Source organism: Pseudomonas sp. RIT357 (assembly GCF_000632245.1).
Classification (GTDB): Bacteria; Pseudomonadota; Gammaproteobacteria; order Pseudomonadales; family Pseudomonadaceae; genus Aquipseudomonas; species Aquipseudomonas sivasensis.
The window spans coordinates 40,017-62,769 of record NZ_JFYX01000013.1 but is presented as its reverse complement, the minus strand read 5'-3'; the positions used below and the strand labels follow the sequence as shown (position 1 = coordinate 62,769).

The following is a 22,753-nucleotide window of genomic DNA, read 5'->3' as shown; positions in this document are numbered from 1 at the left end:
TTATTTTTGTGGGTGAAACTGTGGGGAGGGCTATAGCGAGATGTGTGCCATATTTTCAAGCTATTGAAATATATGGATATTTTTTAATTTCTTTCGAGTGTTTTTGGGTTTTGTCTCAATTTCGAGACAAGCGAAGATCAAATGTGGGAGGGGGCTTGCCCCCGATAGCGGTGCATCGGCCAGCACATGTGTTGACTGACCTGATGCTATCGGGGGCAAGCCCCCTCCCACATGGATTGTCTTTATATGGAGAACTTAGTCTCTTTGTGGAGATTAGGCGATGCCCAGAGCCACCATCTTCTTGTACAACGTCGACCGTCCCAGCCCCAATCGCCTGGCCGCCTCGACCACGTTGCCGTCACAGGCCTTAAGTGCCGTCGCAATCAGCTGTCGATCAAACCGCTCCCGCGCCGCTGCAAACGTCTCACCCTCAACCGTGTCCACCACCCCGCGTTCTACCGGGCTGAACGTGCCGATCGCCGCGCGAATGTCCGTGGCATTCAACACCAAGTCATCACTCAGCAACGCCGCCCGCTCCAGCACATTACGCAGCTCACGGATGTTCCCTGGCCACGCATGCTGTGCCAACAGCGCCAGAGCCTCGCGGTCCAGCTCATGCTGGCTGCGCAGTTCTTCGAGGATCGCCTCGCTCAATGCGGGAATGTCCTCCAACCGATCACGCAGCGGCGGCACGTGGATCGGCAACACATTCAGCCGGTAATACAAATCGGCGCGAAACTCACCACGCTTGATCGCCGCTTCCAGGTCCATGGAGGTCGCCGCGATTACCCGCACATCGCTGTGCAGCATTTCGTTGGAACCCACCGGTTCGAATTCCTTTTCCTGCAACACCCGCAGCAATTTGCTTTGCAGCGGCAGCGGCATATCCCCTATTTCATCGAGGAACAGCGTGCCGCCCTGGGCAATCTGGAATTTGCCTGGACGGCCCTTGCGATCAGCGCCGGTAAAGGCGCCTGGCGCGGTGCCGAAGAATTCGGCTTCGAGCAGGTCGTGGGGAATCGCCGCGCTGTTGACGCTGACAAACGCCTTGTGCGCCCGTGGCGAGGCACCGTGGATGGCCTGGGCCAGCAACTCTTTGCCGGTGCCGGTTTCGCCGAGCAACAACACCGGCGACTCGGCACTCGCGCTGCGTCGGGCACGGCGTTTGACCTCAAGGCTGGCGGCGCTGGTGCCGATAAAGTGCGCGAAGTTGTACTTGCTCTGGCGTGAGCGCAGCAGCGAGCGGGTGGAGGCCAGCTCCTGCTGCATGCTCAGGTAACGTTCGATCAACGGCGACAGGTTGCGCAGTTCATCGAACAACGCGAAACCAATCGCGCCGATCACCGCGCCAGCGTCGTTGTGGATCGGCAGGCGCATCACCACCAACGGGCCTTTGGGTGTGTCCTGGATATCCAGCAGGATCGGCTGGTCGTTACGTACCACTTGGCGCAACAGGCTATTGGAAATCACCTGCTCGCACGGCTGGCCGATGGCTTCGTCAGCGCTTTTGAGGCCGAAGCGCTTGGCGTAGCGCTCATTCATCCACACGATATTGGCGTCGCGGTCGACAATCACCGTGCCTTCGCTGGACTGCTCGATGATCTCGAACAGCGACTGGATCGCCAGGCCGCGAACCTGTTGGTAGTCCTTGAGGCTGGTGCTCATGTCGACAGCCCGCACGCCGCCGCCAGCAACTCTTTGGTGTAGGGATGTTGTGGCGATTCGAACACATCATGGCTCGCGCCGCGCTCCACCACCTTGCCGTCCTTGATCACGATCATGTCGTGGGCCATGGCGCGTACCACGGCCAGGTCGTGGCTGATGAACAAGTAGGTCAGGCCGTACTTTTCCTGCAGCTCGCGCAGCAGTGCAACCACCTGTTTTTGCACCGTGCGGTCAAGCGCCGAAGTCGGTTCGTCCAGCAGCATCAGCGCGGGTTTCAACACCAGGGCGCGGGCGATGGCGATGCGTTGCCGCTGGCCGCCGGAGAATTCATGGGGGTAGCGATGGCGGCTGGCGGGGTCTAGGCCCACGTCCTTGAGCACCTGGATCACTTGCGCGTCGCGGTCGGCGAGGCTGCACGGCGCGTGGACTTCCAAGCCTTCGCTGATGATTTGCTGTACCGACATACGCGGGCTGAGGCTGCCGTAAGGGTCCTGGAAAACCACCTGCATCTGTTTGCGCCAGGGGCGCATTTGCTGATGGTTCAGCGGGTCGAGGGCTTCACCCTGGAAGCGGATGCTGCCGGTGGAATCCAGCAGGCGCAGGATCGCCTGGCCCAGGGTGGATTTGCCCGAGCCGGACTCGCCGACAATCCCCAGGGTCTTGCCGCGCTGCACGTTGAGGCTGATGCCATCCACGGCGCGCAGGTAGGTTTTGCGCCGAAACAGCCCACCGCCGAGGGGGAACTCTACGGTCAGGTCATCCACTTCCAACACGGTCTCGCGCGGATCGCTGCACAGCACATCGCCGGACGGCTCGGCGTCCAGCAACAGGCGGCTGTAAGGGTGTTGCGGCGCCGTGAACAAGGTCTCGCAGTCAGCCTGCTCGACAATCTCCCCGGCGCGCATCACGCACACGCGCTGGGCGATGCTGCGCACCAGGTTGAGGTCATGGCTGATCAACAGCAGCGACATACCCAGGCGCTGTTGCAAGGACTTGAGCAGCAGCAGGATCTTGCGCTGCACGGTCACGTCCAGCGCGGTGGTGGGTTCGTCGGCAATCAGCAACTCCGGCTCGCAGGCCAGGGCCATGGCGATCATCACGCGTTGGCGTTGGCCGCCGGACAGTTGGTGCGGATAAGCCTTGAGGCGCTCCTGGGGTTTCTGGATGCCCACCAGTTCGAGCAGTTCAATGATGCGCGCCTGCGCCGCCTTGCCGCCCATGCCCTTGTGCAGCAGCAACGTTTCGCCGATTTGCTTTTCGATGCTGTGCAGCGGGTTGAGGGAGGTCATGGGCTCCTGGAAGATCATCGCGATACGGTTGCCGCGCAGTTTCTGCAGGGTCGCCGTCGACGCGCCGATCAACTCCTGGCCGCGATATTTAACCGAGCCCGTGGTAGCTGTGCCGGCTTCGGGCAGCAATTGCAGGATCGAATGGGCCGTCACCGACTTGCCCGAGCCCGACTCGCCCACCAGTGCCAAACACTCGCCGGGGCGCACGTCCAGGCTCAGGTTACGCACCACGGTCTGGCCGCTGAAGGCGACACTGAGGTCGCGGATTTCGATCAGGTTCATAGGGACTCACTCATGAACGTGGGTCGAAGGCGTCACGCAACGCCTCGCCAATAAAGACCAGCAGCGACAGAATCAGCGCCAAGGTGAAAAACGCCGTCAGGCCCAGCCATGGCGCTTGCAGGTTCTGCTTGCCCTGGGCGATCAGTTCGCCCAGGGATGCGCTGCCCGCCGGCATGCCGAAGCCGAGGAAATCCAGAGCGCTCAAGGTGGAAATCGCGCCGGTCAAAATAAACGGCAGGTAGCTCAAGGTGGCGGTCATCGCATTCGGCAGGATATGTCGGCGGATGATCTTGCCGTCGCCCAGGCCCAGCGCCCGTGCGGCCTTGACGTACTCCAGGTTGCGCCCGCGCAGGAACTCGGCGCGCACCACGTCCACCAGGGCCAGCCAGGAAAACAGCGCCATGATCCCCAGCAACCACCAGAAATTGGGCTCGACAAAACCCGACAGAATGATCAGCAGGTACAGCACCGGCAGACCGGACCAGACCTCAAGTACCCGCTGGCCGATCAGGTCGACCCAGCCGCCGTAGTAACCCTGCAACGCGCCGGCGGCGATGCCAATGGCTGCGCTGATGGCCGTCAGCGCCAGGGCGAACAGGATCGACACCCGCGCGCCGAAAATGACCCTCGCCAGCACGTCGCGGGACTGGTCATCGGTGCCCAGCCAGTTCACCGCCGAGGGCGGGCTGGGGGCAGGGCGGGTCAGTTCGTAGTTGGGGGTGTCATCGCTGAAAGGGATCGGCGGGAACAACATCCAGCCGCCGTCCTGTTTGATCAGCTTTTGCACATAGTCGCTGCGGTAGTCGGCTTGGAACGGCAGCTGGCCGCCGAACTGCTGCTCGGTGTAACGCTTTAACACCGGGAAATACAGTTCGTTCTTGAAACTCAGCACCAGGGGTTTGTCGTTGGCGATCAGTTCGCCGCCGAGGGTCAGGATAAAGAGGCCGATAAACAGCCACAGCGACCACCAGCCACGGCGATTTTTCTTGAAACGCTCGAAGCGTCGGCGTGCCACGGGAGACAAGTTAAGCATCAGGCGTTCCTCGCGGCGAAGTCGATACGCGGGTCCACCAGGGTGTAGCAGAGGTCACCGATGAGTTTTATCAGCAGGCCGAACAGGGTGAAGATAAACAGCGAACCGAACACCACCGGGTAATCCCGCGAAACCGCCGCTTCGTAGCTCATGCGACCGAGGCCATCCAGGGAGAAAATCACCTCGATCAGCAAGGATCCTGCAAAAAACACGCTGATAAATGCCTGGGGAATCCCCGAGATCACCAGCAGCATGGCGTTGCGGAACACATGGCCATACAGCACCCGTCGTTCGCTCAAGCCTTTGGCCCGCGCGGTCACCACGTATTGGCGGGTGATTTCATTGAGGAACGAGTTTTTGGTGAGAATGGTCAGGGTGGCGAATCCGCCGATTACCAAAGACGTCACCGGCAACACCAGGTGCCAGAAGTAGTCGGCGATCTTGCCCACGGTGCTCAGCTCTTCGAAGTTCTCCGACACCAGTCCGCGAACCGGGAACCAGTTCAGGGAGGTGCCGCCGGCGAACACCACGATCAGGAACATCGCGAACAGGAACGCTGGCATCGCATAGCCGATCACGATGGCGGTGCTGCTCCACACATCAAAGCTGCTGCCGTGGCGTACCGCCTTACGTATCCCCAGCGGGATCGACACCAGGTAAGTGATCAGCGTGGCCCACAGCCCGAGGGAAATGGTGACGGGCATCTTTTCCAGGATCAGGTCGATCACCGTCGAGCCGCGAAAGAAGCTGTTGCCGAAATCCAACTGGGCATAGCTCTTGAGCATCAGCCAAAGGCGTTCCGGTGCGGACTTGTCGAAGCCGTACTGTTTTTCAATGTCCTTGATCAGCTTCGGGTCCAGGCCCCGACTGGACCGCGAGCCGCTGCTGATGCCTTCGCCGGATGAGCCGCCGACACCGCCGCCGCCAATCCCCTGCAAGTGGGCGATGGCCTGTTCCACCGGGCCACCGGGGGCGGCCTGCACGATCACGAAATTCACCAGCAGGATGATCACCAGGGTTGGGATGATCAGCAGCAGGCGCCGCACGATATAGGCAAACATCAGCGCGCTCCTCCGCGTTTTTTCAGTTCGGCATTCATCTGCTCAGTGGTCAGAGGTGTGGGGCTGACTTCCCACCAGGTTTCCAGGGCCTCGTCATTCTTGGCCTCGATGGCCGGGCGGCCGAAACGGTTCCACCAGGCGGCGGACGTACCGGGCGGGTAGTAATTGGGGATCCATAGGTAATTCCATTGCAGCACCCGGTCCAGAGCATGGGCGTAGGTGAGCATCTGCGCCTGTGTGTCGGCTTTGACCAGACCTTTGATCAAGGCGTCAACCGCCGGGTCCTTGAGCACCATGTAGTTGTTTGCGCCCGAATCAAAAGCGGCGCTGGAACCAAAGTAGTTGTACAGCTCCATGCCCGGCGAGGTGGTGACAGGAAACCCGGTGACGATCATGTCGTAGTCCCGTGTCATCAAACGGTTGACGTACTGAGAGGAGTCGATGCGACGGATATTAAGGGTGATGCCGATCTGCGCCAGGTTGCGTTTGTACGGTAGTAACAGTCGCTCCAGACCAGCCTGCGCATTGAGGAAGGTGAACTCAAGCGGTTCGCCTTCGGCGTTTACCAGCTTGTCGCCGTTGGGTTTCCAACCGGCCTCTTCCAGCAGGGCCAGTGCTTGGAGCTGTTTGTCACGGATCATGCCGCTGCCGTCGGTGACCGGTGCCTTGAACACCTGGGTAAACACCTCGTCAGGGATCTGCCCACGCAACGGTTCAAGAATCGCCAGCTCTTCCTGGGTGGGCAGTTGGGTAGCCGCCAGCGGGCTATTAGAGAAGAAACTCTGCTGACGAATGTACATATTTCGCATCATCTGCCGGTTGGCCCATTCGAAATCCCACAGCATTGCCAAGGCCTGGCGCACGCGGCGGTCTTTGAATACTGGCTTCTGCACGTTGAAGACATAGCCTTGGGCCGGTTGCGGCATTTCCTTGGCCAGGTGAGCGCGTTGCAGGCGGCCATCGTCCAGGGCAGGGCCGTTGTAGCCGATGGAGTAGCCGGTGGCGGAAAATTCACGATTGAAATCGTAGGCGCCGCCTCGCAGCACCTGGCGGGCTACTTCGGTATCACCGAAAAACTCCAGGCTCAGGTGATCGAAGTTGTACAGGCCGCGGCTGACGGGCAAGTCTTTGCCCCACCAGTCCGGGTCGCGAGTAAAGGTAATGGTGTTGCCGGAGTCGACCTTGCTGACTTTGTACGGGCCGCTGCCCAGTGGTGCTTCGTAGCCGCCGCCATTGGCGAAGTCGCGGGTCTTCCACCAGTGCTCCGGGAACACCGGCAGGGTGGCGATATCCAGGGGGAGGGTGCGGTTTTCGTTGCTGGAAAAGTCGAAGCGCACCTGGCGCTCACCTTCCACTTCGACGTGCTTGACGTCGGCGAACAGTGTGCGAAAACGCAGGCTGCCTTGGGTCATTAATAAATCAAAGCTGTAGCGTACGTCTTCGGCGGTGATGGGTTTGCCGTCGGCAAAGCGCGCCTTGGGGTTCAGGTAGAAACGCAGGGACAGGCCGTCCTCGGCGCGCTCCATTTTTTCGGCGACCAGGCCGTAGACCGTATAGGGTTCGTCCAGGGAGCGCAGGGCGAGGGGCGCGTAGAGCCAGCCGTCAACCTGTGACACGCCGATGCCTTTGTCGATATAGGGCAGCACATGATCGAAGCGTCCGATTTCGATGGCCGAACGCCGCAGGCTGCCGCCCTTGGGCGCGTTGGGGTTGGCGTAGTCGAAATGGGTAAAACCGGCGGGGTACTTGGCCGGTTCGCCGTACACCGTCAGTGACGGTTGGGGGGCCGCGATCACGGCGGTGCTGGCCAGCAGCAGGGCGAGGGTAGAGCGAAATAGAGTCGAAAAGGCCAATCGCATTATCAGTCTTGAACGCCGGAAGAACAGGAATAGGGATTTGTACGCTAACGGCATCAGCGTCGCCAGTCATCACATGCACAACGGCCCACCAAAAGGCGGGCCGTTGTTTGTCGCATCAGCGTGGACTGGATCAGTCCTGGCGGCTGGTGACTTCCAGCAGGTGGTAGCCGAACTGGGTTTTCACCGGGCCTTGCACGGTGTTGACCGGGGCGCTGAAAACTACGGTGTCGAATTCTTTAACCATTTGGCCTGGACCGAACGAACCCAGGTCGCCGCCTTGACGGCTGGATGGGCAGCTGGAGTTGGCTTTGGCGATTTCTGCGAAATCGGCGCCGCCTTCGATTTGGGCCTTGAGTTCGTTGCACTTGTCTTCAGTGGAAACGAGGATGTGACGGGCGGTGGCTTTGGCCATGGGGAGTAACTCCTTGAGTAAAAAGGGTGAGCGTACCGGATTCAGGCGGTTATTTCCTGGCAAAGTTCCCGGTATTTGATCGGCCGGTCTCAGGGCAGCACGATATAGTCGTTGCGCTGCAGGATTGCCCGGTGCGGTGCCTGGACGAGGTGCAGGTAGCGCCCGTCGACCAGGTCGATGGGCAGGCAGTCATCGATATCCAGCACGCCGTCGGTGTGACCCTGGGACCAATGCCCCAGCATCTGTTGCTTGCCCATGCGGGTGGCTTCCTGTTTGTTGCGCGCAACCACCAGCAGGTAATGATGGGCCTCGCCAAAGGTGTTCGCTTCGTACCCGCCAAGGTTGATGAAGTACAAGTGATGGGCGCCGGCCTGGGGCGCCAGGTGGCTGAGTTCGACCTTCCAGCCGTCGACGCCATCCACGGCCATCCAGGAATCGATATGCACGCCCTTGGGGCTGCCAAACCAACCGTCGCGCAATTGCGGGTAAGTGGCTTCCAGCGTATCCGCAGCGGCGAACACCACATCGTGAACTTCGATTTTCGCCCTGGGGTGCTTGCCCCCGAGCATCACGATAAACAGCATTGCGGGTCTTTCCTCGCGACTTGGCAAAGGGCAACCATACTTCGATTGAACCCTTTTGTCCGACCAATGCCACACTGTTAACCCGCGAACTCATCAGGAGGTTGTCATGCGTACTATTGATCTGGCCGGCGTTCCCGTCCCTGTCATCGGCCAGGGAACCTGGCGCATGGGCGAAAACCCGGACCAGCACCGCGCCGAAGTTGCCGCATTGCAACTGGGGATCGACGAGGGCATGACCCTGATCGATACCGCCGAAATGTACGGCGAGGGCGGCGCCGAAACAGTGGTTGGCGAAGCTATTCGCGGCAAACGTGACCAGGTGTTCCTCGTGAGCAAAGTCTACCCGCACAATGCCAGCCACAAGGGTGTGCCGCGGGCCTGCGAAGCCAGCCTCCAGCGGCTGGGCACTGACTACATCGACCTGTACTTGCTGCACTGGCGTGGCCAATACCCGCTTGAAGAAACCGTTGAAGCCTTCGAGCGTCTGCGCGAAGCCGGCAAGATCGGTCGTTGGGGTGTCTCCAACTTCGACGTGGCAGACCTGCAGGAGCTTGCCTCCCCAGCCTGTGCAACCAATCAGGTGCTCTACAACATCGAAGAGCGCGGCATCGAGTTCGATCTACTGCCCTGGTGGCAGCAACATCACTTGCCCTTGATGGCGTACTGCCCGATCGCGCAAGGCGGTGAGTTACTGTCCAGCGCGACGCTCAAGCAGATCGCCCATCGTCATGAGGTCACACCGGCGCAGGTCGCTCTGGCCTGGGTGTTGCGCCAAGAGGGCGTGATCGCCATTCCCAAGGCTGTGTCGCCGGAGCACGTGCGACTGAACGCAGCCGCCGCCAAACTGGTGCTCGATGAGCATGATCTAGACGCCATCGACCGCGTCTTCGGCGCGCCCAAGCGCAAGCATCCGCTGGCGATGGTCTAACCCGCTCGCAGAAACGGCGCCGTCCCTGGCGCCCGTTCCTGCGTGGGGCCGGGTTAACCGGCTACCGGGCTGCGCCAGTCATCCGACCCGGACGTGCCGGACACTTCGTGGGTCCATACGATCTTGCGATAGGTGAAGTACACGTCCTCCAAGTGTGTGAAGTGGGCATTGCTCGGGTCCTGGCAGTTGGGCATGCGTGATTGGATGTCCACGATGGTTGCCCCTTCCAGTTCGATGGTGAAGTAGTGCTCCTGTGCTCCGGCAGATGTGCTGCGCATCCATTCCAGGCGGCACGTGACCTGCTCACCGCTGGTCAAGGCGCTGAACAGGAGTGGTGATGACTTATCGAAGACCTTACTGATCATCAGCGGTTTGTGAACCCTCTGGCCGGTTGGTTGACCGGACTGTGGGTCCCGCGGAACGACTACTTGGTGGGAAAAGGCCTGGACCAGGATCTGGTCTGCATGGCCCTGCTGATAAGTGTTGCCTACAGAGTCCTGAGTAAATGTGCCTGCCGTAATCAAACCCTGTTTGACGCCGGTGATAGAGAGATACGCGGGTGTTGGCATGACGGGTTTCCTTGCCTGATTGAAAGGTCGTTCACACCGGCGACTGCGCCGGTTGGAGAAATGCCTATAACAAGAAACGTGCCTGAAAGTGTGGGAACCAATAAGTACTTGGTGTCCGTTGAGTGTCTGCGCGGCATGTAGAAAGTTATTGAGGGGTTGGAGGTGGTTTGTCGGGTATTAATTGCGCATAAGTGCGCATTTAATTGCTCGTGCCGATAGGGCGCCTGGCAATTGATTTTCGCTGATATTCGATTCGATAGGCTGGTTTTATTGCGCAATATCCGGCATATGCCTTAGTTTACGTCACCCGTAGGACAAGTCTTAAGTATGTGGTTATTGCTTGCTGAATGTTATTGGCATGGCTAAGGTTTGCGAACTTCGTGGCGAGTCGAGCGAAGCCAAGATGACATTCTAGTGCGAATTTTAAGTTTGCTTAGTTTGTTGTTCGTACCTTGATTAATTGCGTGCGGTCCTAAATGGGATACTCGGATAAACTCTGCGTTCATTATCTTGAACTTGCCAAACTACCCTGTTCGCAAACAAGTTTTGCTGGCGGTGATATACGGTATTCGAGTGAGTATGAAGCCCTGGAGTCTGAACTGGGAAAGATGCAGTCCATTCATGGCGCTGGCCAGCCGGACTGGCAAAAGACTCTGGACATCAGCGAATGCCTGCTGCGTGAGCAGTCCAAAGATCTGCGCGTGGCTGTCTGGCTGACGTGGGCGCTGTACCAGCGCGAATCCTTTGCCGGTCTGCTGGCAGGGCTCGGGTTGCTGCGTCATCTCTGTGAGCATCATTGGTCCACGGTGCACCCACAAAAGCTGCGCACCCGCAGCGCGGCGTTCGGCTGGTTGGTCTTGCGCCTTGAGACACTGCTTGTTCAAAGCCTTTCGCTTCAGGACCAGCAGCCTTTATTCCGAGCGTTGCTGGAACAACTCTCGCGCCTTGATGAGCTCTGGACTGCCCATTTGGGCGAGGGCGCGCCGCTCTTGCTACCGATTCGCAGGCAACTGGACCAGCGGATGGAGCTTGCGGCGCAGGGTCATCCCGCCGTCACAGGGGTGAGTGCCGTGATTGCACACGTCAAACAGGCCACCATCCCGTTGTCGAAAACCGAACTGACGGTCAACAACGAAAAGGACGCGCATAAATTGTTGCGTGCCTTGCAAGAACAAGCCCGTCCGTTGTGTACCTGGTGGTTGCGCCACAACGCTACCGACTTGCGGGCCTTGCACCTGAGCCGAACGCTGGCATGGCTGGCCATCGTCCGCTATCCGGACGCCAACAATGAGCGCGTCACCGCGCTGTACGCGCCGCCCTGCGACACGCTCAAACGCTATCAGGAGCGGTTTTGCCAAGGGCATCACGCCGATCTGCTGGTTGAACTTGAGGCTTGCTTCTCAGGTGCCATGTTCTGGTTCGACGGGCTGCACATGATCTGGCAATGCCTGGAGGCTCAGCAGGCGAAGCAGGCCATGACCGAACTGGAAGTGAGCTTTGCCCTGTTGCTGCAACGCTTGCCGGACTTACCGGCGTTTCGTTTTCACGATGGCGCTCCTTTTGCCAGCAGCAGTACTCGCGACTGGATCGCACTGCATGTTTCCCATCACCTGCAAGCGCCTGAAGTGCCCGGTGTGGTGGCCGATGCCGAGCCCTGGGAGATCGCTTTGCAGGATGTATTGCCTCGGCTGGGCAAAGAGGGACTCAAGGCCGCCGTGCAACAACTCAAGCAAGGCTTGCACGCCGCCCGCAGTGATCGAGCACGCTTTTACTGGCGCTTGGCCCAGGCGCGTTTATGTGTCCACGCGGGCAAGCATGAATTGGCGAAGATCCTGCTCGAACATTTGGATGTCGAGCTGCAACGCTCGGGCCTGGAGCGCTGGGAACCGGAGCTGGCGTTTCAAGTCACCCAACTCTTGCATCGCTGCTGCGACCTGATGCCGCAAAACCATGCCGTGCGCGAGCGCAAGGAAGACACCCACCGCAGGCTGTGCCTCTTCGATCTTGAAGCGGTACTTGAATAGGCTCACGAGCCAAAAAAAGGAGAAATACCATGGCCAAAGAAGGTTCGGTAGCACCCAAGGAACGCATCAATATCACCTTCAAACCCGCCATCGGTGGTGCTCAGGAAGAAGTCGAGCTGCCGTTGAAACTGCTGGTGCTGGGGGACTTCACCCAGCGTGAGGACCTGCGCAAGCTCGAAGATCGCAAACCCATCGCCATCGACAAGAACACCCTTGATGAGGTGCTGGCCAAACAGGCGCTGAGCCTCACGCTGAATGTACCCAACCGTCTCCAGGAGTGCGCCGAAGTTGAAGAACTCGCCATCCAGGTACGCATTAATTCGATGAAGGATTTCAACCCCGCAAACCTGGTGGAGCAGATCCCCGAGTTACACAAGCTGATGGCCCTGCGTGAGGCGTTGATGGCGTTGAAGGGACCGCTGGGCAACACGCCGAGCTTTCGTAAAGCCATCGAACAGGCTCTGGCCGATGACGACTCCCGTGCCCGGGTATTGGCAGAGTTGGGCCTGAACAGCCAAATCGCCTGATATTTCTCAGTAAAAGGACACTGGTGCCATGACGACTCAACACACTCCGATACCTGTACACAGCACTGATGAGTGCAGCATCCTCGACAACATCATCGCTCAGACTCTGTTGAGTGCGGACGACGAGGCCTACGGCATTGCAAAGCGTGGGGTCTCGGCCTTTATTGAAGAACTGATCAAGCCGCAGAACAGCAGTGAACCGGTCAAGAAGCGTCTGGTTGACCGGATGATTGCCGAGATTGACGAAAAGCTCAGTCGGCAAATGGATGAGATTCTTCACCACCCAAGTTTCCAGGCGCTGGAGTCCTCCTGGAAAGGCCTGCAGCTGTTGGTCGAACGCACCAACTTTCGAGAAAACATCAAGATCGAACTGCTGAATGTCTCGCGGCAAGACCTGCTGGATGATTTCGAAGACTCGCCAGAAGTGACTCAGTCAGGGCTCTATAAGCATGTCTACAGTGCGGAATACGGTCAGTTCGGCGGCCAGCCGGTGGGCGCGATCATCGCCGACTACTTTCTGTCGCCCAGTGCCCCTGATGTGAAGTTGATGCAATACGCCTCCAGTGTGGCTTGCATGGCCCATGCACCTTTTATCGCTGCCGCCGGGCCGGGTTTTTTCGGTTTGGAAAGCTTCACCGACCTACCTGATCTGAAGGATCTCAGGGACCATTTCGAAGGCCCTCAATTCACCAAATGGCAAAGCTTCCGCCAGAGCGAAGACGCCCGATATATCGGTCTGACTGTGCCGCGTTTCCTGCTGCGAACGCCTTACGATCCCCTTGAATGCCCGGTCAAGACGTTTGCCTACCGAGAAACCGTGGTGAACAGCCACGAGCACTACCTATGGGGTAACACCGCCTACACCTTTGCCACACGCTTGACCGACAGTTTCGCGCGGTTTCGTTGGTGCCCTAACATCATCGGTCCGCAAAGCGGCGGCGCAGTGGAAGACTTACCCTTGCATCACTTCCACAGCATGGGCGAAATCGAAACCAAGATTCCCACTGAAGTACTGGTGTCCGACCGCCGCGAATATGAACTGGCACAAGAGGGCTTCATTGCCTTGACGATGCGCAAGGGCAGTGACAATGCCGCGTTTTTCTCCGCCAGTTCGGTACAAAAGCCCAAGAGTTTCGGCATCAGTGCCGAGGGCAAGGAAGCGGAGTTGAATTACCGCCTGGGCACTCAATTGCCCTACATGATGGTGGTCAATCGTCTGGCCCATTACCTCAAGGTCCTGCAACGGGAGCAACTGGGGTCGTGGAAGGAGCGTACCGACCTTGAGCTGGAGCTCAACAAGTGGATTCGCCAGTACGTCGCAGACCAGGACAACCCCAGTGCCGAGGTGCGTGGGCGGCGGCCATTGCGTGCGGCGCGCATCGTGGTCAGTGACGTTGAGGGTGAGCCTGGTTGGTACCGGGTCAGCCTGAGCGTACGACCGCACTTCAAATACATGGGGGCTGACTTCACGCTGTCCCTGGTTGGCAAGCTCGATAAAGAATGAGCAGGGGCCAAGGGGTGACCCGCAACCGAAGTCTGTTTGAGCGACTCGGGTATCCAGCTGAGCATTCAGCCTGTGGCGTGAGGTCTGTCGCAGCTCACCTGGGAAAAATGCTCAGCATCCGCGCAGGCAGTGTGCAGACACTGCCGGACTACGGAATGCCGGACCTCAATGACATGAACCAGAGTCTGCATGAGTCCTTGAGCCAGTCGCGCTTATTGATCGAGCGGTTTATCCGCGCCTACGAACCACGCTTGAAACAAGTCCGCGTGAGGTCGTTACCCCGAGGTCACGACGCTTTGGCCCTGGCGTTTGCCATCGACGCCACGCTCTCTATCGACGGGGTGACGCAACCTGTGGTGTTCACCGCGCGCCTGCGGGATGCGGGACAGGTTGAGGTCTTGCCTGATGTCCTTTAACCAGTATTACCAAAGTGAACTCAGTGCGTTGCGTCTGCTCGGGCGGCGTTTCTCCGAGCGAAATCCCGCGCTGGCGCCCTTTCTAGGGGAGGCTGGCCAGGATCCGGATGTGGAGCGATTGCTGGAAGGTTTTGCCTTTCTCACCGGTCGCTTGCGCCAGAAATTGGATGACGAGTTGCCAGAGCTGACGCACTCGTTGATGCATTTGCTGTGGCCCAACTATATGCGGCCGATACCTGCGTTCAGCATTTTGCAGTTTGACCCGCTGAAGCATACGGGCGTCGGGGTGATGGTCGCACGGAATACGCCAGTCGAAAGCGGTGCGGTGAATGGCGAACGCTGTCGCTTTCGGACCTGTTACGACACCCGCATCCTGCCGTTGCAACTGAGCGCATTGGAGTATTGCGTCCAAGGCGAACAGGCGTTGATGAGCCTGCGCCTCGACATGAGTGCCGGAGGCAATTTCAGCGAATGTGAGTTCGACCAATTACGTCTGCATCTGGCGGGAGATCGCTACATCAGCCAAGGGTTATATCTGAGCCTATTGCGCGAGCTTGAAGGTATCGAGTTACGACCACTGGACTGCGATGGACGAGCTGTGAGCGCGGCTGATGGCAAGTCCCTGTTGTTGCGACTCGACGCTGAGCAGGTAAAACCGGTGGGGTTCGCCGAGGAGCATGCGCTGATGCCCTATCCGCACACTACGTTTAGTGGGTATCGCCATTTGCAGGAGTATTTCTCCTTTCCTGAAAAGTATCTGTTCGTCGATGTAAATGGGCTGGATGTGCTGCAGCGGTTGCCCCAGGACCAACTCAAGCAAATCTGCAGCATTCAAGTGTGCTTCACGTTGCGCGTGGGCTGCCAGACCACCGAGTGCCCCACTTTGAGCAACGTGAAGCTGTACTGCACGCCCATCGTCAACCTGTTCAAACATGATGCAGTTCCGATACGCCTGGACGGCAAGCAGGACGAGTACCTGCTGATTCCTGGAGAGTACGCGCGGGAAAATGCTTGTGTGTTTTCCGTAGATAAGGTCATGGGTTGGCGCCCTGGCGGGTTGGGGTATCAAGCGTACGTCCCGTTTGAAACCTTCGAGCATGATGGCGATATCGACGCTTCGGCGCCCCCCACCAGCTACAGCATTCGGCAGCGCGCGTCGGCGCACCACACAGGGCTCGATACTTGGCTGACGTTTGGAAATGGGCAGGTGCATGCCCAGGAAACGCTGTCGATCGAGCTGACATGTACCAATCACAACCTGCCTCGGCAATTGCAGGCAGGTGACATCAATCAACCCTGTGAGCAGACGCCGGAGGGGTTGTCGTTTCGCAATATCTGCGCGCCGACCGCGAGTTTTGCGCCGCCCCTTGACCAGGATTTTCTCTGGCGACTGATCAGCAACATGTCGCTCAACTATTTGTCACTGACCGATATCAACGCGTTCAAGGTGCTCCTGCAAACCTACGACGTGCCGCGTTACCACGACCGGCACGCGCAAAAGGTCAGCCAGAGAAGGTTAGGTGCGTTGCGATCCATCAGTCATAGGCCGGTCGATCGTTTGTACCGCGGAATGCCATTTCGTGGCTTGCAGATTGACCTGAGCATTGATTTCGAAGGCTTCCTCGGGAGGGGCGAAGCGTTTGTGTTCGCCTCGGTGCTGAACGAGTTCTTCGCGCTTTACGCAAGCCTCAATGCCTACCACGAACTACGTGTCATCAGCACACAAGGAGATGTGTACCTATGGCCACCCCGGATGGGGCAGCAGCCCCTGCTTTGAAGGAACTGTGCAGTGCGATCCGCGAATATTCGCTGTTCCAGGCGATTTTGCAGGTGATCAAGCGCCTGCGCGACGCCCATCCGTTGCTGGATGACGACGCGCTCTATGACAGGTTGGAGTTTCAGGCCAACCCAGGTCTTGGTTTTCCCGGTCACGACATCGATCGGGTGGAGTTTTTTGTTGAACACGGTCAATTGCGTGCGCGTCTTCGCATCAACGTTCTGGGGCTGTGTGGCGCTGGGTCGCCCTTGCCGGCGTTTTACGGCGAGCAGGCGTTTGCCGATGAGGCGAGCGGACACGCCACTCGCGATTTTCTGGATCTGTTTCACCATCGTCTGCAACGGCTGATGCTGCCGATCTGGCGCAAATACCGTTACCAGGTGAGCTTCCAGGCGCAGGCCCGTGACGCGTTTTCCGAGCAGATGTTTGCGTTGATTGGGTTGAAGGGCCGGCAGCTGCGCACTGCAGCGCAGTTGGACTGCAAGCGGCTGTTGCCCTACCTGGGTCTGCTTAGTCTGCGGGCGCATTCGGCGGCGGTAATCGAGACAGTGCTGCGTTACTACTTCAAGCACGACCGCGTGTTTATTGAGCAGTGGGTCGAACGCTCGGCGGTCATTACTCCCGCGCAGTTGAACCAGTTGGGTGTTGCCAACAGCGTGCTGGGCACCGACCAGGTTTTGGGAGACCAGGTCGCCGATTGCGGTGGCAAGTTCAGGGTGCACGTACAGGGCCTGGATTGGCAGCAGTTCCACGGTTTTTTGCCGACGGGTGCGGACTATCCGCTGCTGTGTGCGTTGGTACGACTGACCGCTCGCGACCCGCTGGATTACGACCTGCGCCTGGTGCTGGACAAGGAGTCCATCAGGCCGTTGCACGTGGGTGAATACAACGTCTGCAGGCTGGGTTGGACCAGTTGGCTGGCACACGAATGCGCCGACGGTGTGGTCATCGTGGCCAACAACGCTCACTAGGGGCTCTTGATGATGAATGTAGACCTGCAACAACTTATCCGGACGTTGACGCCTGCGGTCCGCCAAGACTTGGAGCGCTCGGCTGAGCGTTGTGTGGCGCGTGGTGGCAGGGAAGTGCTTGTAGAAGACTTGCTATTGGCCCAGCTGGAACATCGCGATGGCCTTTTAATGAGAGCCTTGGCCGACGCGGGGATCGAAGCGCAGACGCTGCAAGCAACGCTGCAGCCCAAGGGGGAGGGAAGTGCTTCACGTAACCCGGTGTTTGCCCAAGCCCTCGTGCAATGGTTGCAGCAGGCATTGTTGGTTGCTCATTTGGAGTTGCGTCAAACCGACGTGGACCATGGTGCGCTGTTACTGGCGCTGTTGCATCACCCGTTGCAACACGCAGGCAGTCGCTATTACGCGTTGTTGAGCCGTTTGGATGCACAGCGCGTACAGGGCTTCGTGCTGAGCCAGCGCCCGGACATCATCCCCGCCGCAAGCGACGAGTCATGGCTGGCACGTTTCACCCATGACCTGACACGCCAGGCGCGCGAAGGGCGTATCGACCCGGTGCTGTGTCGTGATGGCGAGATTCGTCAGTTGATCGACATCCTCATGCGTCGACGCAAAAACAATCCGATCCTGGTGGGGGAGGCAGGGGTAGGCAAGACCGCTGTTGTCGAAGGTCTTGCGTTGCGCATCGCCAGTTCACAAGTACCGGAGCCGCTCCAGAATGTGCGGGTGCTGACCCTGGACATGGGTTTGCTGCAAGCGGGTGCCAGCATCAAGGGCGAATTCGAACGACGGCTCAAGGGCGTGATCGACGAAGTCAATGCGTCGCCCCAACCGGTGATTCTGTTTATCGATGAAGCGCACACCTTGGTGGGCGCGGGCGCCCAGTCGGGAGCCGGCGACGCAGCCAACCTGCTCAAGCCAGCCCTGGCCCGCGGCGAGTTGCGCACCCTGGCGGCCACTACTTGGTCCGAATACAAGAAGTACTTCGAAAAAGATCCTGCCCTGGCGCGGCGTTTCCAGCCTGTGCTGGTCGGTGAGCCCAGCGTGGAGCAGGCGATTTCGATCCTGCGTGGTCTGGTTCCGGCGTATGAAGCCAGCCATGAGGTGTACATCCGTGACGATGCGGTCGTGGCGGCGGCGCAAATGAGCGCACGCTACCTGGCAGGGCGTCAGCTGCCCGACAAGGCCGTGGATGTGCTGGACACCGCCTGTGCCCGTGCGCGCATCAGTCAGGTAACGATGCCAGAGGCATTAGAGCGTTTATGCACCGAACAGGCTGAAGGCTCGCGGCAACGGGACGCGCTGAGTCGAGACAGAGACGCAGGGCTTGCGGTGGATGAGCAGGCTGTGCACGCATTGAACCTGCGATTGGCGGCTATCGAGAGTGAGCGTCAACGTTTGGAACAGCACTGGTTCGAACAACGGGTGCTGGCGGACCAGGTGCACGTTTGCCCGCGACGGGTGGCACAGGTTATCGGCGCATGGACGGGTATTCCCGTTGAGCAGTTGTCCCTTGAACACAGTGAATCGGTGCTGGGGGTTGCCGATGCTCTGCGCTCGCGCATTCTCGGCCAGGAACCCGCCATACAGGCGCTCGACCGCAACTTGCGTGCCGTGGCGGCCGGGCTGAACAAGGCCGAAGCGCCGGTCGGTGTATTTTTGTTGGTCGGCCCAAGTGGCGTGGGCAAAACCGAAACCGCCTTGGCGCTGGGTGATTTGCTGTATGGCGGCGAGCGTTTTGTCACCACCCTCAACATGTCGGAATTTCAGGAAAAACATGCCCTGTCCCGGCTGATTGGCGCACCACCCGGTTATGTCGGGTATGGCGAGGGGGGTGTGTTGACCGAGGCTGTGCGTCAGCGACCCTATTCGGTGGTATTGCTCGACGAAGTCGAAAAGGCCGACCCGGAAGTGTTGAACCTGTTCTATCAGATCTTCGACAAGGGGCTGGCCAATGATGGAGAGGGCCGGGAAATCGATTTTCGCAATACGCTGATCCTGATGACCTCCAACCTGGGCAGCGAGTGCATCGTCGACTTATGCGCTGGAGGTCTGCGACCTGACACCCAGGTGCTGCAAGACGCAATCCGCCCCGCGTTGCGCGACTACTTCAAACCGGCACTGCTCGCCCGGATGCGGGTCGTGCCTTATTACCCGGTTGTGGGTTCGGTGCTGCATGACCTGGCCAGAGTCAAGCTGGACCGTCTTGGGCGAAGGTTGAAGTCGCGCAAGTTGGCATTGAGCTATACGACAGAGCTCGTCACTCACATGGCCGAGCGATGCACCCATAGCGACAGCGGTGCGCGGTACATCGATCACTGGATCGAGATTCATCTGTTGCCGCAGATAGTCGATCGGCTTTTGGGGGCGATGGCCATGGGTGAGTCCCTATCGCTGGTGCATGCCAGTCTGGATGGTGACGGGCAGCCGATCTGCGAGTTCAGCCTATGATCAACAGTGGGTTTGCCCAGCTACCCGAGCCGCTGGCCTATGCCGAGTCGTTATTGGCCTGGTTCACCCGAATGGGTATCGACAGTGACGAGTCAACGTTGCCAGACCTGTGTGTTGCAGCGGCAGCGCAACTGAGTCAATGCGAACTCAGCCAGTTGTACGGGTGTGACGAGAGCACAGGTCGACTCGATCTGATTGCCCAGCATTTGCCTGGCGCGCTGCCCCCGGGCGACCTCGCTTGCGGTCCCGACTTTCAGCATCAGCAACTGTTGCATTACGTCCTCAGTCGTTGCTGTTCCCTGAGCCTGGAGAACCTGGAAGACAGCGTGTATGAGAGCGGGTTTTTACCGGCGACAACAGTGCCGTGGCGCTCACTGTTATGCGTTCCGCTGGTCGGTCGCCACAACGCGGTCGCGGGTCTATTGCTGTGCGCCAGCCGGCAGCCGAGATGGCTGCAGAACTACGGCCCGTCGTTAAGTCAATTGGGTAGCTTCGCCTTGAGTCAACGGGCTTTGTTGCGACGGGGGCGTCCTGAGAACATCGCTTCCCAGGCCAAAGTCTGCGCACCCACCGCTCGTGTCACCTATGGGCTGACCGGCAACAGCACAGCCATGGACGAAACCTACCGTCTGATCGGTAAGGTGCTGAATGCTCCCTACACGGTGCTTCTGCGCGGGGAGACCGGAACCGGAAAAGAAGTGGTGGCCCGGGCCATCCATACCTCTGGGCCGCGCGGTAGCAAAGCATTTGTGGTGCAGAACTGTGCGGCGTTTCCCGAGGGGCTGCTGGAAAGCGAGCTGTTCGGCTATCGCAAAGGCGCCTTTACAGGTGCGGAACGTAACCACGTCGGGCTATTTGACGCCGCCAATGGCGGCACATTGCTCTTGGACGAAATCGGCGATATGCCCTTGTCGCTCCAGGCCAAGCTGCTACGGGTGCTGCAAGAAGGCGAGGTCCGACCGCTGGGAGCCTGTGCGGCCCATAAGGTCGATGTGCGGATTATCGCTGCGACCCATCGCGACCTCAGTGCAATGGTGGCCGACGGTACGTTTCGCGAGGACTTGTATTACCGACTGGCGCAGTTCCCGATCGAATTACCGGCCTTGCGTGAGCGGGACGGCGATGTGTTGCTGTTGGCGCGACAGTTCGCCCAATCGGCCTGTTCGGCACTGGGTCGCACAGCGGTGCAATGGTCTGCTGCCGCCTTGGATCAACTGTCGTGCCACGCTTTTCCCGGCAATGTTCGTGAGCTCAAATGCCTGGTGGAACGCGCGGTGCTGCTCTGTGACGACGGAGTGGTGCTGCCGGAGCACCTATCGCTGTCGTCCGCGTCGAGCGCTACTCCCGTTGACGCAACATTGCGCCAGCGCCTGGAGCAGGTTGAACGAGCATTCCTGATCGACTGCCTGCACAAGAATCGTGGCAATCGGACCCGCACGGCACGTGAATTGGGTGTCGCTCGCCGCACGCTGCTCTACCGCCTTACACGCTTGAAAATCCCTGTTGGCGACGTTCGAGGGGGAGGCTGATTCATGCACATACAGACCTCACTCTTAGTGGCCAGCCTTACTTTCATTGGAGATACCTGATGCCTCTTCGTACGTGGAAAGCCTTGGGGCTTGTCCTGTGTTTGTTGAGCGGCTGCAACGCCAATTACGTTTTTGATGATGCTGACTACCGTCCGCTGGGTGATCCCCAGGCGACCCGTCGCAGCGATTGAACAGGGAAGCCTTGCCATGCAATTAGTGTTTGAGGTGTGTAATGCCGAAAGCGGTGAGCCTGCTTGCGTCAAAACATTTGATGGCGTTGGCGGCGTGATCGGCCGCGGGGCGGGTTGTGACTGGGTCATTCCCGACGCCAGTCGGTTGCTTTCCAGTCATCACGGTCTGGTCAGTTACCGGGAGGGGCAGTATTTCTTAACGGATATCAGCAGTAACGGCATTGGCGTGTCGGGCAGTACGGAACGTTTGGGCAAGGGGCAAGCACGACTGATCAACGAGGGCGATGTCTACCAATTGGGGGCGGTGCAAATCCGTGCGCGGTTGATGGCCCGGGGGGCACAAATGGGCCAGCAGCCGTTGTTCCGCACCGACAGGATTCCTGACGATGCCTTTTTGGTGCTGGACCCCTTGCACGCGCTGGATTGTGAAGCACTGTATGGCGATTTAACCGAGGGGCTGGAGGTGTCAAAGCCCTTGGCCGAGCAAGCGAACGGTGCACTTTTTCACGGCGCCGTCGAGCAGGATCACTTGATCGTGCCCAGATGGAGTGGGCCATTGGCGGATGAGGCCTTGACTCCAGCCGAGCAGGTTGCTGCACCCGCCCGTGACCCCTTCTGGTCCCAATTCGCCGAGGCTTTGGGCATGCAGCTGGATGCGCTCGATCCACCGGCGTGCGAGGCCGTCGCGCTGAAGGTGGCGGGTCTTTTCAGGCAAACCATCGAAGGTCTGCAGCAGAGTCTGCGGACTCGCGATGAGTTGAACGCAGAGTTGGATCTGGGCCGGACCTCGCCTGCGCTCAAGCGCTACAACCCCTTGAATGAGTGCGCCGATACCCAGTCAGCCTTGACCGCATTGTTGGGCCCCGGCGAGTTGGGGCAGTTGCCTGCTGAGGTAGCAGTCGCCCAGGCGTTCCGGGATATGCAAGTCCACCAACTGGCCTTGGTCGTTGCCTGCCGTGCCGCAATGCGCGGCGCGGTTGCGGCATTTGCACCCAGCCATCTGTTGCTGTGCTTCGAGCGCCAGAGCACACCGGCCAGGTTCTCAACGGATGGATCTCATTGGCGGGCTTACCAACGCCATTACCGGAGCCTGATTGATGAACAAACCTCGGGCGAGCATCTGTTGCGTAACGAGTTTTCCAACGCCTACGAAGAGCAGGTGCGCCTGGTCGCTACTTTGCACACGACTTATCCGGGATGACCTTCATGTATCGAGCCACCGTTGTATCAATACTGATCGCACTGAGCCTGCTGGCCGGTTGCGCCAGCCTGTCACCTTTTTCGACCCTGACCAAGGTGGACCTGACGTTGACGGCAAGTGAAGGCGTCAATCCCGATCTTCATGGCCGTCCTTCTCCTGTCGTCGTGCGCCTGCTTGAGCTGCGACACCCCGTAGCGTTTGAACATGCTGACTTCTTCACCCTCTATAACCGCGCCGCGCAGGCGTTGCCCAAGGACTGGGTAAACGGCGAGGAGTTGGAGCTGCGCCCCGGTGAGCAACTGGCGTTCAAGCTCAGTGTTGAGCCACAGAGCCGTTATGTCGGGGTGCTGGCTGCCTATCGGGACCTTCCCCATGTGCAATGGCGGCTTGTGCTGCCCGTAGCCCAGCAACGATTGACGCGTGTTGAGCTGATGCTCGACGAGTCCGGGGTTCGCGTCGTTACCCCTCAAGCCCCAAGGTAGG

20 protein-coding genes are annotated in these 22,753 nt (G+C 59.3%); 12 read left to right on the top strand and 8 right to left on the bottom strand.

The features are described 5' to 3' along the window. Positions 1-273 precede the first annotated feature (273 nt). The 7 genes from BW43_RS15650 to BW43_RS15680 form a co-directional block, all read right to left on the bottom strand. Positions 274-1,665 carry a sigma-54-dependent Fis family transcriptional regulator gene (locus tag BW43_RS15650; RefSeq protein WP_032886536.1) on the bottom strand — a complete coding sequence of 464 codons (1,392 nt, stop codon included), beginning with the start codon at positions 1,663-1,665 and terminating at the stop codon, positions 274-276. Beyond that, a complete protein-coding gene (locus tag BW43_RS15655) occupies positions 1,662-3,236 on the bottom strand; it encodes an ABC transporter ATP-binding protein (RefSeq protein WP_032886535.1) in 1,575 nt (524 codons plus the stop codon). Before BW43_RS15655 ends, BW43_RS15650 begins: the two co-directional genes overlap by 4 nt. Before the next feature lie 10 nt (positions 3,237-3,246). Next, entirely contained in the window at positions 3,247-4,269 is a 1,023-nt protein-coding gene (locus tag BW43_RS15660; RefSeq protein ID WP_032886534.1) for an ABC transporter permease, read from the bottom strand. Next, the gene (locus BW43_RS15665; protein ID WP_032886533.1) at positions 4,269-5,330 is read right to left on the bottom strand and encodes a microcin C ABC transporter permease YejB; all 1,062 of its coding nucleotides are present in this window, start codon (positions 5,328-5,330) and stop codon (positions 4,269-4,271) included. The genes BW43_RS15660 and BW43_RS15665 overlap by 1 nt, the downstream gene beginning before the upstream one ends. After that, entirely contained in the window at positions 5,330-7,189 is a 1,860-nt protein-coding gene (locus BW43_RS15670) for an extracellular solute-binding protein (RefSeq protein ID WP_032886532.1), read from the bottom strand. Before BW43_RS15670 ends, BW43_RS15665 begins: the two co-directional genes overlap by 1 nt. A gap of 130 nt (positions 7,190-7,319) precedes the next feature. Further along, complete coding sequence (locus tag BW43_RS15675; protein WP_005788801.1) at positions 7,320-7,601, bottom strand: peptidylprolyl isomerase; 282 nt, start codon at positions 7,599-7,601, stop codon at positions 7,320-7,322. A gap of 89 nt (positions 7,602-7,690) precedes the next feature. Then, the gene (locus BW43_RS15680; protein ID WP_032886531.1) at positions 7,691-8,185 is read right to left on the bottom strand and encodes a DUF1543 domain-containing protein; all 495 of its coding nucleotides are present in this window, start codon (positions 8,183-8,185) and stop codon (positions 7,691-7,693) included. A 106-nt stretch (positions 8,186-8,291) separates the two neighbouring features. Between BW43_RS15680 and BW43_RS15685 the strand changes: the two genes are divergently transcribed. Beyond that, complete coding sequence (locus BW43_RS15685) at positions 8,292-9,113, top strand: aldo/keto reductase (RefSeq protein ID WP_032886530.1); 822 nt, start codon at positions 8,292-8,294, stop codon at positions 9,111-9,113. Positions 9,114-9,166: 53 nt separating this feature from the next. Here the strand turns inward: BW43_RS15685 and BW43_RS15690 are convergent, their stop codons facing one another. Beyond that, positions 9,167-9,682 carry an Hcp family type VI secretion system effector gene (locus tag BW43_RS15690; protein ID WP_032886529.1) on the bottom strand — a complete coding sequence of 172 codons (516 nt, stop codon included), beginning with the start codon at positions 9,680-9,682 and terminating at the stop codon, positions 9,167-9,169. A gap of 476 nt (positions 9,683-10,158) precedes the next feature. Here BW43_RS15690 and tssA point away from each other — a divergent pair, with 476 nt between their 5' ends. From tssA to tssJ, 11 genes are read left to right on the top strand one after another with little or no spacing between them, the layout of a single operon-like run. Further along, the gene (tssA, locus tag BW43_RS15695; protein WP_081797694.1) at positions 10,159-11,706 is read left to right on the top strand and encodes a type VI secretion system protein TssA; all 1,548 of its coding nucleotides are present in this window, start codon (positions 10,159-10,161) and stop codon (positions 11,704-11,706) included. 29 nt (positions 11,707-11,735) lie between these two features. Next, positions 11,736-12,233 carry a type VI secretion system contractile sheath small subunit gene (tssB, locus tag BW43_RS15700; RefSeq protein ID WP_032886528.1) on the top strand — a complete coding sequence of 166 codons (498 nt, stop codon included), beginning with the start codon at positions 11,736-11,738 and terminating at the stop codon, positions 12,231-12,233. Between the two features lie 28 nt (positions 12,234-12,261). Further along, positions 12,262-13,737 carry a type VI secretion system contractile sheath large subunit gene (tssC, locus tag BW43_RS15705; RefSeq protein WP_032886527.1) on the top strand — a complete coding sequence of 492 codons (1,476 nt, stop codon included), beginning with the start codon at positions 12,262-12,264 and terminating at the stop codon, positions 13,735-13,737. Next, the gene (gene tssE, locus BW43_RS15710; RefSeq protein ID WP_032886526.1) at positions 13,734-14,153 is read left to right on the top strand and encodes a type VI secretion system baseplate subunit TssE; all 420 of its coding nucleotides are present in this window, start codon (positions 13,734-13,736) and stop codon (positions 14,151-14,153) included. Before tssC ends, tssE begins: the two co-directional genes overlap by 4 nt. Further along, positions 14,143-15,930, top strand: a complete 1,788-nt coding sequence (gene tssF / locus BW43_RS15715; RefSeq protein WP_032886525.1) for a type VI secretion system baseplate subunit TssF — start codon at positions 14,143-14,145, stop codon at positions 15,928-15,930. The genes tssE and tssF overlap by 11 nt, the downstream gene beginning before the upstream one ends. Next, positions 15,894-16,901, top strand: coding sequence for a type VI secretion system baseplate subunit TssG (tssG, locus tag BW43_RS15720; RefSeq protein ID WP_032886523.1), 1,008 nt, complete (start codon positions 15,894-15,896; stop codon positions 16,899-16,901). The genes tssF and tssG overlap by 37 nt, the downstream gene beginning before the upstream one ends. Before the next feature lie 9 nt (positions 16,902-16,910). After that, the gene (locus tag BW43_RS15725) at positions 16,911-19,349 is read left to right on the top strand and encodes an AAA family ATPase (protein ID WP_032886522.1); all 2,439 of its coding nucleotides are present in this window, start codon (positions 16,911-16,913) and stop codon (positions 19,347-19,349) included. Beyond that, complete coding sequence (locus BW43_RS15730) at positions 19,346-20,878, top strand: sigma-54-dependent Fis family transcriptional regulator (RefSeq protein ID WP_032886521.1); 1,533 nt, start codon at positions 19,346-19,348, stop codon at positions 20,876-20,878. Before BW43_RS15725 ends, BW43_RS15730 begins: the two co-directional genes overlap by 4 nt. A 59-nt stretch (positions 20,879-20,937) precedes the next feature. Continuing rightward, positions 20,938-21,069: a type VI secretion protein gene (locus BW43_RS28340; RefSeq protein ID WP_081797692.1), complete on the top strand. Its 132-nt coding sequence runs from the start codon at positions 20,938-20,940 to the stop codon at positions 21,067-21,069. A 16-nt stretch (positions 21,070-21,085) separates the two neighbouring features. Next, positions 21,086-22,270, top strand: a complete 1,185-nt coding sequence (gene tagH, locus BW43_RS15735; RefSeq protein ID WP_032886607.1) for a type VI secretion system-associated FHA domain protein TagH — start codon at positions 21,086-21,088, stop codon at positions 22,268-22,270. Positions 22,271-22,275: 5 nt separating this feature from the next. Next, complete coding sequence (gene tssJ / locus BW43_RS28335; protein ID WP_081797696.1) at positions 22,276-22,752, top strand: type VI secretion system lipoprotein TssJ; 477 nt, start codon at positions 22,276-22,278, stop codon at positions 22,750-22,752. Position 22,753: the final 1 nt, after the last annotated feature.